The sequence below is a fragment of the Myxococcus sp. CA033 genome (assembly GCF_013336625.1).
Classification (GTDB): Bacteria; Myxococcota; Myxococcia; order Myxococcales; family Myxococcaceae; genus Myxococcus; species Myxococcus llanfairpwllgwyngyllgogerychwyrndrobwllllantysiliogogogochensis.
In genome coordinates, this window is the sequence record NZ_JABUMU010000004.1 from 443,730 (window position 1) to 455,632 (window position 11,903).

Annotated in this window: 8 protein-coding genes; 6 read left to right on the forward strand and 2 right to left on the reverse strand. The window is 69.2% G+C overall.

The annotated features are described in order from the left end of the window. Position 1 precedes the first annotated feature (1 nt). The 5 genes from HUA78_RS14625 (at position 2) to HUA78_RS14645 (ending at position 6,684) form a co-directional block, all read left to right on the forward strand. Positions 2 to 640, forward strand: coding sequence for a DotU family type IV/VI secretion system protein (locus HUA78_RS14625; protein ID WP_174461948.1), 639 nt, complete (start codon positions 2 to 4; stop codon positions 638 to 640). 10 nt (positions 641 to 650) lie between these two features. Next, a complete protein-coding gene (locus HUA78_RS14630; protein ID WP_246137192.1) occupies positions 651 to 962 on the forward strand; it encodes a hypothetical protein in 312 nt (103 codons plus the stop codon). A gap of 3 nt (positions 963 to 965) precedes the next feature. Next, positions 966 to 4,850, forward strand: a complete 3,885-nt coding sequence (locus HUA78_RS14635) for a type VI secretion IcmF C-terminal domain-containing protein (protein WP_174455029.1) — start codon at positions 966 to 968, stop codon at positions 4,848 to 4,850. Beyond that, complete coding sequence (locus HUA78_RS14640; RefSeq protein ID WP_141642930.1) at positions 4,847 to 5,377, forward strand: hypothetical protein; 531 nt, start codon at positions 4,847 to 4,849, stop codon at positions 5,375 to 5,377. The genes HUA78_RS14635 and HUA78_RS14640 overlap by 4 nt, the downstream gene beginning before the upstream one ends. A 68-nt stretch (positions 5,378 to 5,445) precedes the next feature. Then, a complete protein-coding gene (locus tag HUA78_RS14645; protein ID WP_174455028.1) occupies positions 5,446 to 6,684 on the forward strand; it encodes a hypothetical protein in 1,239 nt (412 codons plus the stop codon). Between the two features lie 137 nt (positions 6,685 to 6,821). Here HUA78_RS14645 and HUA78_RS14650 read toward each other — a convergent pair whose 3' ends face one another. After that, complete coding sequence (locus HUA78_RS14650; protein ID WP_174476522.1) at positions 6,822 to 8,201, reverse strand: hypothetical protein; 1,380 nt, start codon at positions 8,199 to 8,201, stop codon at positions 6,822 to 6,824. 91 nt (positions 8,202 to 8,292) lie between these two features. After that, positions 8,293 to 10,224 carry a hypothetical protein gene (locus HUA78_RS14655; protein WP_174476523.1) on the reverse strand — a complete coding sequence of 644 codons (1,932 nt, stop codon included), beginning with the start codon at positions 10,222 to 10,224 and terminating at the stop codon, positions 8,293 to 8,295. A 301-nt stretch (positions 10,225 to 10,525) separates the two neighbouring features. Here HUA78_RS14655 and HUA78_RS14660 point away from each other — a divergent pair, with 301 nt between their 5' ends. Beyond that, positions 10,526 to 11,899: an OmpA family protein gene (locus HUA78_RS14660; RefSeq protein ID WP_174455025.1), complete on the forward strand. Its 1,374-nt coding sequence runs from the start codon at positions 10,526 to 10,528 to the stop codon at positions 11,897 to 11,899. Positions 11,900 to 11,903 lie beyond the last annotated feature (4 nt).

Below are 11,903 nucleotides of genomic sequence, written 5' to 3' on the forward strand. Positions count from 1 at the left end.
CATGAAGATGTCTCACTGGAAAGCCATCCTCCTGGCCTATCGACGCGTGGAAGAGCTGCTCGAGCGGGAGCTGGGCTCACCGAGCCTGGACTCCGCCCTGCGCGAGCGGCTCTCCCCGGGCGCCATGGAGGCCATGTCGCGCGGCCTGGTCTTCGAGCTGGAGCAGCTGCGCATCCACCTGGGCGAAGGGCTGCGCTCAGACGACGTGGAGCAGGTGCTCCAGCCCTTCGCGTTCCTCGTGGACGAGAAGGTGCTCGGCCGGCTGGCGAATGACGACGCGCAGCACTGGCCGCTCTTGCAGCTCAAGGCCTTCGGCGTGGACTCCGGCGGCGACCTCTTCTTCGACCTGGCCGACGCGGGGCTGCGCAAGCAGGACACGCCGCCCTTGCTCTTCGAGATGCTGCACTTCTGCCTCACCGCGGGCTTCGTGGGCCGGCACGTGGGCCACCCCGCCCGGCTTCGCGACTACCGCGAGCAGCTGGTGGCCCGCATCCCCCAGCCGCACGCCGTCGCGCCGGAGGTCACCACCGAGGACATGGGCCCCCCGCCCACCCTCTACGACTTCCCCTGGCGCTACTACGCCGTGACGATGTCCATCATCGTCGCGGTCCCCGTGCTGCTCTGGCACCTGTCCAACTGAGAGCCACCCCATGAATCCGCCGCCCCCCGCGTCACGAATGGACGCGAGCGCGTCCCGGAAGGCCATGGCCGAGCTGGTGGAGCGGCTGGAGCAGGTCGTCACTTCGTCCCTGGGAAGCCTCGCGGAGGGCACCCGCCCCCTGCTGGACGTGCTTCGTGAGGGGGCCCGTGCCCTGGAACCCGGCCCTGGCGGCGCCCGGCTCTCCCCGAAGGAGCGGGAGGCATGGGGCGTGCAACTGGAGGCGACATTGGAGCGACTGGAGGACGTCCTCGAAGGACTCCAGCTCGCGGCCCGCGCGAAAGCGGGCGGGAAGAGGGATTGAGTCATGGCGGGCGAGAAGACCCCTATCGCCGCGGCCGCGAGCGCTGCGGCGAACGCGAGTCCTGCGACGGTGGAAGCAGCGAAGCCCTATCTGACCTGGGTGTTGATAGGTCTGGCGGTGCTGCTCGCCGTGGCCCTCGTCGTGGGGCTGGTGTGGTGGTGGCGCAAGCGGCGCCGCGCCGCGCCGCAGGTGGAGCCGCGCAGGAAGCTGGACGCGAACGCGCTGGTGCGCATCCGCAAGCAGTTCCTGAGCGCGCTGCCGTGGCGCTACCGAGTGGCGGTGATGGACTTCCCCACGGTGGTGGTGTTCGGCCCGGCGGGCGCCGGCAAGACGACGCTCATCGACCTGGAGGTGGACTGGCGGCGGCAGGAGCGTCAGTTCATGCCCAGCTTCACCTCGGACCCGCTGCTCCAAATCTTCCTCGGGCCCGACAAAATCGTGCAGGAGGTCTCCGCGTCCCTGCTGGAGGATGACACCCAGGAGGCGCGCCGCGCGCTGCGGCGCCTGTGGGAGGCGAGCTTCCGACGGCAGAAGGGCCGGGTCGCCATCGCGCTGGACGCACGCTGGCTGGCGGAGACTCCGCCGGACGAAGTGCGCCGGGTCATCCAGCTGGTGCGCGGGAAGATCAACCTGCTCTCCGAGGTGTGCAAGGGCGCCGTGGAGACGCGGCTGTGCCTGACGCACATGGATGCGATGGTGGGCTTCCCGGACTTCGCCCAGCTCTTGCGCAGCCATGGCATTCCCCTGCACTGGGACGTGCCGCCGCCGGGTGAGGAGGCGAAGCTGGCCGCGGGCCTCCAGCCGATGGAGCAGTACTTCGCGCTCGGGCTCGTGTCGCTGTCGGTGGAGGCCTTCAGCCGGCTGGAGGAGTTCTACGCGCGCGGTGGCGAGTCCTTCGCGGCGCTCTCGCGCTTCGTCACCGGGCTGTGGGAAGGCGGCACGCTGTCGTATCGCCCGGAGCTGTCGCGGGTGTACCTGTCGTCGCCCATGCCGGAGGCGCGCTCCACGGGCGTGTTCGCCATCGCCCCGGAGAAGCGAAACATCGAGCTGCGCGCGCGCTACCGCGGCAAGCACCTGAGCCGCTGCGCGCTGCTGCTCGCGGTGGGCTGTCTGCCGGTGCTCGGGGCCTACGGGAACTTCTACAAGAAGCTGGAGGAAGCCCAGCGGCACATGGAGGACTTCGAGGCGACGGTGCAGCGGCTGGGGCAGCAGCACCTGACGGCGTCGGGCGAAGTCGTGGTGGACAAGGGTCAGGGCGCGATGCAGTCCATGGACACGCTGCTGGCCGCGGCGCGCTACTTCCCGCTCTTGAGCCACAGCTTCCTCGACGAGCAGGAGGTGCTGAGAGATCAGCTCGCCAACACCGTCCGGCTCTCGTACCTCAAGCCGCTGTTGGAGAGCTGCCAGGAGCAGTGCCAGCGCTGCGGCACGCTCATCCCCGGCTGCGCGCCGGCGGAGCTGGTGGGCAACCGCTCGCGCTGGGCGCCGACGCACTCGGACGAGCGCTGCGAGCGCGAGACGCTGTGCCGCCCGGAGCAGATGCTGCACGTCATGGCGGTGACGCGCGCCTCTCGCGGCGACGACATGGGCCGCTTCATCCTGTCCGGACTGGACGTGCAGTACCGCAAGCGCTGGAACTGGGCCGCGGACTCCCTGGGCTTCATCGGGACGCACGCCGCCGCGAAGGAATCCAACTGGATGCAGGCCACCAAGCTGCGCGAGGAGGTGGTGGGCGACTACATCATCTCCAGCGACCAGGCGTGGCGCGCGGGGATGCAGGCGCAGGGTCAGTTGCCGTGGATGCGCTGGCCCTACGAGTGGTTGACGGAGGAGAGCTACCTGGGCCCGTGGCGAGACCACCTCCAGCGGCTCCAGCTGGTGATGGGCGCCAGCGAGCTGGACCTGGAGCAGTGGCGGGTGCTGACCAGTGAGCGCAAGCGACTCCAGATAACCCTGGCCCAGAGCGTCGCGTACACGTCCGCGCGCAAGATGCTCGCGCTGCTGGACGCGTCGGGCGCGCCGGAGAGCCAGGCGACGCTCAAGGGCGTGGAGAGCACGCTCGACTCGATTGACTGGCACCGCGAGCACGAGCCGATGCTGGCCGCGGTGCTGCGCATGGAGGAGGAGATCGACGCGGGCCTGAAGGCGGCCGCGGAGATGTCCACCGCGGAGCTGCTGACGCGCACCGGGGGCCTCTTCGTGCCCACCAACGGGGATGCGCGCCTGGAGGTGCGAGTGCTGCAGCAGTCCTTCGAGTTCCGCCCGAAGGAGCTGTCCCGCGTGCTGCTGGACAAGCTGCTGCGGCAGATGGAGCAGGGCCAGCGGCCGTTCCAAAGGCAGACGGTGCGCCTGCCGGCGGGCGCGGTGGCGTCCGCGTCGGAGATGGGGATGGGCATGTCCATGGAGGACGCGATGGACATGGGCCGGGTGGACACCCTGCCCTCGCGCCATGGTTCGGAGTGGCTGACCTTCGAGACGGACATCCGGCCGCTGGTGGACGAGTTCACCATCCGCATGACGGACTCGAAGCTGTCGCGGGCGGAGGCCGCGCAGCGCCAGGGCTATGTGCTGAAGAAGGTCTCCAACTTCGGACAGCGCTACCGCCAGGACCTCCTGGTGAAGTACCGCGACTACCGTTTCACCGCGTTGACGACGTCGCTGGCCTCGGAGCTGTCGGCGGTGACGCAGCCGACGTCGGAGCTGGTGTCGATGCTGCGCGAGGTCGCCACGGGGGCGGGCATCGGCCCCATGGAGGGCCCGTACTACGAGCCGCTCCGGCAGGAGCTGTCCGCGTTCCGGCCCATCGTGCAGCTCATGACGCCGGACAAGGACGGCCAGACGGCGCAGCTCGCCGCCTATCTCTTGCTGGTGTCGCAGTTGCACACGGAGGTGTCGGGCTTCAACGCGGCGCCGGTGCTGGGAGAGCGCGTGGTCGTTCCCGCGTCGCTGCGCGCCGCGGGCGAGGAAGTGCCCGCGTCGACGGAGGAAGGCGGCCGGCAGCTCACGGACCTGCTCTCGCCGCTGGGCCGCGTGGGCCTGTCGATGCTGCTGGACGATGAAGGCTCCTACCTGCGCCGCGTGGATGCGTGGCTGGACAAGCAGGGCATCCTCGGGGAGCTGCGCCGGCCGTTCCGCGAGCCCTTCCTGATGACGCGAGAGCTGGGCCGGGCCGAGCTGGAGCGCGTGCTGGAGGAGCAGTGGGAGTGGCGCTTCCGGACGCTGCTCACGCCCCTCTTGCGGCGCTATCCGTTCGCCGTGGAGGCGAGCCAGGAGCTGGACCCCACGGAGCTGGAGGTGCTCAAGCGCAAGGACGGCGCCTTCTGGCAGTTCGTCAACCAGGTGCTGTCGCCGGTGGTGGAGGAGCGCGGCACGGAGTGGATGCTGCGCCGGGCGCTGCGTCAGCAGCTGTCCGTCCCCCCGCGAATGCTGGCGATGCTCGGGCGGCTTTCGAAGCTGGCGAAGCTGCTCTGGAATGACGAGGGCAAGCCCCAGGCGCTGATGCTCCAGGTGCGTCCGCTGCCGCTGCCGCCGTCGGGCGAGAACGGCTTCGTCACCATGTCCTTCCTGAAGTGCGGCGCGGCGGCGGCCTTCGGCTTCAACCAGACGCCCGCGTGGCAGGACTTCGCGCTGGCGTGGTGGGAGCCGCGGTCGGCGTCGGTGGGTGTCGAGCTGCGGGTGCCGGGGCGCGAGGGCAAGCGGTATCGCTCCACCGAGTTGTCGCGCTCGTCGTGGAACTGCTTCCGCATCCTGGATTCCGCCACGTTCGACGCCGAGCACAACGCCATCTGGCCGCTGCCGGGTCCGGATGGCTCGGAGCACTCGGAGATCCGCTTGCGCTTCGGCATGCGCGGTGGGCCGTGGACGCTGTTCCAGGAGGTGACGCGATGAGCGCGACGAAGGGGCCGTGGCTGGTGATGCTGGCGCTCGCGCTGGGCACGGTGGCCTGCGCGCCGACGCACCTGACCATCAACGTGAAGTCGCCGCCCGGGACGAACCAGGGACGGCCGATGCACATGCTGGTGCGCGCGGTGGATTCGCAGCGATACATGACGGAGTTCTACGCCGACGTGGCCGAGCGCGTGGTCCACCCGGATGACTCGGTGGTGCAGACGCTCGTCGTCTATCCCGGCGAGAAGACGCAGACGAAGGTGAAGATTCCGGAGGAGTCGCCGCTGGCCATCTCCTTCCTCTTCACCACGCCGGACGGGGCCTGGCAGGTGCTGCTGGACACGCCCATTCCGGGGCGCGTGGATATCGAGCTGGAAGAGAGCCGCATCCGCACGGACGCTCCGAAGAAGAAGCGCGCCCCCAAGGGCGAGGGGTCCAAGGTCGAACCCCCGAAAGTGGAACCGCCCAAGGTCGAGCCGCCCAAGGTGGAGGGCCCGAAAATCGAGGCCCCCTCCGCCGGGAAGTAGTCCAAAGGCGTCCCGTGCCGTCGTGCGGGGCGCAGCCCCACCGAAGCCCCTCACTTCGAGCAGACCCCATGAGCTACGACGACGTTCAGTTCATCGGCTATCACCACCAGCTTGGCTACAACGCGAAGAACCCGGGCGCCCCTGGGCGTATCTGGAACGGGACGCACAAGCTCTTCCCTGGCCCTCCACACCGTGTCGTGGCCGGCAAGGGGACCCAGGCGTACAAGGGCCACGCGAACGACCGCACCGACCTGACGAACCGGTGCTCCTACGTGAAGAACGCCATCCTGGCGGCGGCCAACAGTCCGCACACGGACATGGACGCCACCACGCTCAAGGTGTTCGTGATGCCGGAGTTCTTCTTCCGGGGCGTCCGCGGCGGCTACCCGCTGGAGCTCATCGCCGACGTGCTCAAGGACTTCCGCAAGTGGTCGTTCAATGCGCGGCCGGATCGGTTCAGGAACTGGCTGTTCGTCCTCGGGACCATCATCGGGTACATGGATGTGATGGACCCCGTGGTGCCCAACAGGAAGACGGGCGTCGAGGTCTTCAACATCGCGCTCATCCAACAAGGGGGCTTCCTGAACCCGGATGGGAAGCACGAGCGGCTCGTCTACAAGGAATACGTCTCCGGCATCGACTACATCAACGAGACGACGACGACCTTCGATGCCGCCTGGGCTCGCATCGGACACGTCGACACGCGAGGAATGAGCCTGCTCGGCTCCGTCAACAAGTACCGCGCCACGGTGCCCACCCTGGGCTCTCACGACGCCTTGTCCCAGGCCCCTACCCGAAGCCAGAACCGCGACGAGTGGTCCACCAACTCCTTGCAGGGTGGCTGCATCTTCCGGCTCGGCGATGCCCACGAGGACATCAACGAGGTCTGCATCGGAGTGGAGGTCTGCCTGGACCACTTGCAGCGGCGCATGAAGAACAGCCCGGAGGGAATCGACACCATCGAGCCGATGATTCAAGTCATCCCCTCCGCCGGGATGGACATCAAGGATCCCGCCGTCCGTGTCGTGAACACGGGGTATGTCTTCAACGTCGACGGCCTGCGCACCCAGGCAAGCGCGCCGCCCGCCATTGAACTGAAGCAGTGGAACGGAGCGGCAACGGTCGCCCTGGAGACCCCGGGCACGTTCAACATCATCCCAGTCCCCAACCCCGTGCGCGTCGGCGGCGCGTTGGTCGCCACCGACTACTTCGCCTCCGCCGGCGAGGTGAAGATCTACGACACCCGGGTGATGCCCCCGCGCGTGCCCGTCGGTAACTTCCTGGCCAACCTGTTCGGGGAGTTGTAACGCCCAGGGTCCTGGAACATCCGACCAGGCTCCGTCGAGAAGTGTCTCTCGAACGACTACGAGCCTGGATTCGTGCGAGTTGTCGCATGTCCGCGACAACCCCTTGTCTCGGAATCACCCGACGGATTGTCAGCGACTCACGCCCGGAGCGGGCCTCCGGGCCCTGGTGTCACGGGAGGTGGCGGCAGCGCCATCCGCGCCTCCAGTGAGTCGAGCGACGCACCGACGGTGCCCGCCACGCCATCCACCTGCGACTTCAAACCCGTGCGCGCCGTGGTGACCTGCTCCTCGGCGGAAGCGCCCGCGGCCTCCATCTGAGCCTGGGCGGCCTGGGCCCCGGCGTCGACCTGTTGCTCCAGCGCGGGGAGCCGCGCCGTCACCTGGGACTTCACCGCCTCCACCTGCGCGGCCATCTGGTCCTGGATGGCCGTGACTTGCGCGACAGCCTGGTCCCTCGCGGTCCCCACCTGCGTGACGGCGGCGGACACCGCGGCGTCCATCTGCGCGCTCGCGGGCTGCACCTGCGAGAGAACGGCCTGCTTCAGCGAGTCGACCTGCTGCACGAGCTGCTGCTGGAGCGTGTCCACCTGTTGGAGCGCCTGGGTCCGCACCGTGTCCACCTGGGTGAGCACCTGCTCCTGGAGCGACTGCATCTGCGTCGCCATCTGCGAGGAGAACGTGCCGAGCTGCGTGGTGATTTGCGTCACCACCTGCTGGATGGACTGCACCGCCGGAGTCACGAGCGGCTTGGGGAGGTTCGCCGCCGGAATCGCATCCAACAGCGTACTCACGCGCGTGAGCAGCGCCTCCAGCGAGCCGACGAGCGTCTGATACAGCGTCTGGAGTTGCTCCAGCACCGCGGGCAGCGGAGTGAAGAGCGACAGCACCTGCTCCTTCACCGTGGCCAATTGCGTGAGGACGGACTCCAGCGTCGCGAGCGCGGTGTTGACCGCCTGTTGCAGCGGCTCGCGGATGGCGGCGACGGCGGCGACCGCGCCTTTCACCAGGGCATCCAGCGCCTCGCTCGCCTGGGTGATGATGCCTTCCACCTGGGCCTGCGCGGGCACGACGGCCTTCTCCACCGTCTCCACCTGCGAGAGCAGGGACTCGACCTGCCCGGACATCGTCGACTCGAGCGTGCCCAGCGACGTCGCCGCGCCCTCGCGGCTCGAACGCAGTGGCGAGCCCACGCTCCCCTCCAGCGCGGCCAACGACGACGCCATCGATACGGAAGCGCCATCCACCTGGGTGCGCAGGGGGGACAACTCCGCGCGCAGCCTGGCCGCGTCCGCGTCGTCCTTTCGCGACGCCAGCTTCGCGTCGAGCGCGTCGATGCGCCCCAGGAGCGCCGCGAGCACGGGCTCCAGCTCGGGGCGAATCGACGTGATGAGGGCATCGATGCCACTTCCCACGGACTCGACGGCCGTGCGCGAGGAGCCCACGCGCGCCGTGCAGCCCGTCCCGCACGACTCCAGGTCGCCTCGAAGCTCCGTCAGCGTCCCCAGCAGTGCCTTCACGGTTCGACCTCCCTTCGGCTCCGGGCCCACGCATGGAGGCCCCACGTCACTCGCGCCCATGGGCCGTGCCCGGGCGACAGGCCCTCGCGCGTCACTTGAGTCGCTCCAGCGCCACGCGTGCCTCGGCCGCGGCCCCATCCAGCGGAGCGGTGCTCCCGTTGAGTCCCGACAGGGCACCGTTGAGCGCGGCCCGCGTCTCGGCCACCTTCGCGTTCACCGCCGCCTGTGCGGCCTCCAGCTTCGCCTGCGTCTCCGCCGTGGCGCCGTCCAGCTTCGCTTGAGAGGCACCGGCCGCCGTCTTGTACGCGGCGGTCGTCTCGCCCATGGCCCCGCTCACGCCCGCCGTGAGGTCCGCGCGCGCCGTCTCGACTTGCGGCGAGACATCGTAGGTGGATTCGGCGGCGGCGGCGCCTGGCTCCTCCTTCGTGCGGAACATCATCACGCCCTCGGCCATGCGCACCGTCTCGGTGTCCGGACCGGAGACCCGGCGCAGGTGCCACACGGGCTTCATGTCCTGGTAGTCGTGGACGATGGACGTCTGACTGGTGTCGTTCTTCCCCAGCAGGATTCCGTCCCCCTGCCCTGCCTGGGGAAGCCGCGCGGCGTCAGCCCAGTCGAGGTGACGATGCAATTCCGCCCGGTCGAAGTGCAGCGCGACCAGCACGCGCGCGTTCTTATACGGCGGGAAGTAGAAGTGTCCGGGGAAGAAGCCCGGCTCGGCCGGCACGCTCACCGCCTTGTTCCACAGCGGCACCGTCACCCGCCACGTGAGCACCGAGGTCTTCTTGTCCTCCGACAGCAGATAGATGCGGTCCTTCTCCCCGCCTCCAGGGCTGAGCACCTTGCCCTCGACGTGGATGGGATAGCGCGGCGTCCGATGCACCGGCAGCGTCACCATGGTGTCCGTCGTGCGCTCCACCAGGAGCGACATCTCCACCGTGAACCCCGCGTCCTGCATCTGAAGCCCCGCGTGAGGCCCTTCGTTGAGCGTCCGAGCCTCCAGCTTCAGCTCCACGGAACGCAGGTCCTCCCCCATCCCCACCGCCGCGCTGCCCCACAGCACGCCCTCCAGCCGAATCCCCGCGCCGGGATTCACCGCGACGGTGGGGTAGTGGCGGAACGTGAGTCGCATCCGTCGTTGGGGGACGCGCAGGCGGGAGACCTCCAGCGTCTGCCGCTGCTCCACCTGGGAGACGATGGGCGTGCGCACCAGATGGTCCTGATGGAGCCCCACGACTCCCACGGTCGCCGGGACATCCAGCGTGGAGGGCTTGAGCGCGGAGACATTGAGGACCCGAGCTGCGTGCCGGGGCACGGCCGGCATCACCACCTCCACCCGCTCCACCTTCTCGCGTGAGAGGGGCGCGGCCGTGCCCACGGGCGCCTTGCGGCCCAGGAGCGCATAGCGGTCCTTCACGCTGTCATAGGTCCACACGCCGCCCCGGCTCGCCGCAAGCCACGCGACGAAGTCATGGAAGCCCACGCCCGGCGCGTCCTCTCCCAGCGCGAGACAGATGAGGGGCCGCTTCTCGTCGAGCACGTCCCAGTCACAGTCCAGCGCGAAGGCCCCCGCCGTGTGCTCCGTCAGCAGGGCCGCCAGGGTGGTGTCCGTGCGCAGCTCGGTGGGACGGTGCTGGCGCCAGAGCACCCGGGCGGCGTCCTCGAACTCCACCGTGTAGCGCCGGAAGCGCACCGGCGCGCCCTCCACCGGGCCGTGCGTCCGAGCTTCCATCCCCCGGGCACGCGCCAGCCCATGGAGGGTGAGCGGCTCCGGCGGCGTCTTCGGAACAGGGTAGCCCCCCTTGATGATGGAGAGCTTCACGTCCAGGAGGTCCTGGGTGGAGAACGCGGTGAAGAGCGCCGCGTCATCCTTCTCCAGTCCGGTCCAGAAGCGCACCGAGGCGGTGAAGCCGTGCGGCAGGAGCTGGACGGAGAAGGCCTCCACCTGTCCGCCGGGAATGACGAAGGTCTGCCCGCCCTGGGTCAGCGTGAGGGACAGCGCGAGTCGTTCCTGGAAGGCCATGCGTCCGCGAGCACTTGCCCGTTCCGTGCCAGCCCGAAGCCGGGCCCCTGGCCCCGAAACCCGCCGCCCTGCGCCTCGCTTGCGGTCCGCGAGGACGCAACCGCGTTCCACCGGCACGCATGACGAGGCCTCGCCTGGGGTGCTTGCGACGCAGCGGCCTTGGTACGTGCCTTGCTCTCGGCCTCAACCCGGCATGTGTCCGCGGGCTGTCTCCCGCATGAACCCCTTGTCTGTCACGTGCCATGGGATGCGGATGAGCGGTTGGCGCGCCAGGTGGCAGCGAAGATGGACTCTGGCGGCCTTGCTGCTGGCGCAGGTGGCTCGCGCCCAGGAGCCAGCGTCCCTTCCAGCATTCGCCCTGGAGCGCCTGGAGGTGAATCCAGGCCCTGGCCCCCTGGCGACGGGCGGCGGAACCGTGCTGCGCGACGGCGAGCTGCGGGTGATGGTGCTCGGTCACTATCAACACGAGCCGCTGACCTTGAACGCCAAGGGGGAGAACATGCCCCTGTTGCGCAGTCGCTCGACGGCGGTGTTCGTCATGGGCTGGGGCCTGAGCTCCCGGCTCCAGTTGGACGTCCGGCTGCCCGTGCTGACCCAGCGAGAGGGAGATGACCTGACGTCGCAAGGGGTCATCGCCCCCACGCGCCATGGCGTCGGCGCGCCGCGCGTGGGGGCCCGCGTGGGGCTCTTGCGCACGGAGGAGGACGACTCCGTGGACCTGGCCGCGGAGGTGGGGGTCTTCCTCCCCATGGGAACGCAGGGAGCGCTGGCGCGCGAAGCGGAGACGAGCCTCCTCGCGAAGGTGATGGTGGGAGGAAGGCTGGGCACCCGCTTCGCTCCGTCCTTCGAGCTGGGCATGCTGGTGCGCCCCACCGCGGTCATCCAGGTCCCCACGCTGGAGTCACGTGAGCTGGGAAGTGAGCTCCGGATTGGCGCGGGGTTGATGACGGTGGGCTCGCCGTTGCGGGCGGAGCTGGCGCTCAACGCGGGCCTCTCCTGGAAGCAGGCACGCGGCGCGGTGGAGCTGTTGGGAGGCGGGCGCTATGCACCTCGGGACGGCGTGGAGCTGTTCGCGCTCGGCGGCCTGGGCTTCGGCGCGGAGCCGGGCATCCCTCTCTTCCGGCTGCTCGCGGGCGTCTCCTTCTCGTACATGCTGGGGGAGGACTCGCGACCGGACTCGGACACGAGCATCGTCCACGAGTCCGTGCCCCTGCCCATCCCGACGAGGCGCGCGAGCGAGTTCCAGAGCAGCCAGGGTTCAATGATTCCGAATCCCGGGGAGATGTCGCCCATCGCGAACGTGTCGAGGGACCGCTTCGTGCTCGAGGGCAAGGTGTACTTCCGCAGTGGCAGCACGGAGCTGCCCGCCGAGTCCGCGGACCTGGACCGCGCCGTGGAGATGCTGCTCACGAATCCCGCGGTGAAGATGATGACGGTCGACGGGCATACGGATGACTCGACCGCGGAGACGTTCAATCCACGCCTGGGCCGAAGCCGCGCCGAGGCCGTGTGGCGCTACCTCGTGGAACACGGGGTGTCCCCCAACAAGCTGCGGCTCCGGAGCTACGGCCCGGAGCATCCCGCTCAAAGCAACAGCACCCCCGAGGGCCGGGAGCGAAACCGCCGGGTTGAGCTCCTCCTCATGCTGCCGACCACTCAGGAAGCCTCGCCATGAAATC

Bases quoted from the DNA above. Each gene is read 5' to 3' on its own strand.
- HUA78_RS14640 (WP_141642930.1), top strand. From the start codon at position 4,847: ATGAGCGCGACGAAGGGGCCGTGGCTGGTGATGCTGGCGCTCGCGCTG.
- HUA78_RS14635 (WP_174455029.1), top strand. From the start codon at position 966: ATGGCGGGCGAGAAGACCCCTATCGCCGCGGCCGCGAGCGCTGCGGCG.
- HUA78_RS14655 (WP_174476523.1), bottom strand. From the start codon at position 10,224: ATGGCCTTCCAGGAACGACTCGCGCTGTCCCTCACGCTGACCCAGGGC.
- HUA78_RS14645 (WP_174455028.1), top strand. From the start codon at position 5,446: ATGAGCTACGACGACGTTCAGTTCATCGGCTATCACCACCAGCTTGGC.
- HUA78_RS14630 (WP_246137192.1), top strand. From the start codon at position 651: ATGAATCCGCCGCCCCCCGCGTCACGAATGGACGCGAGCGCGTCCCGG.
- HUA78_RS14625 (WP_174461948.1), top strand. From the start codon at position 2: ATGAAGATGTCTCACTGGAAAGCCATCCTCCTGGCCTATCGACGCGTG.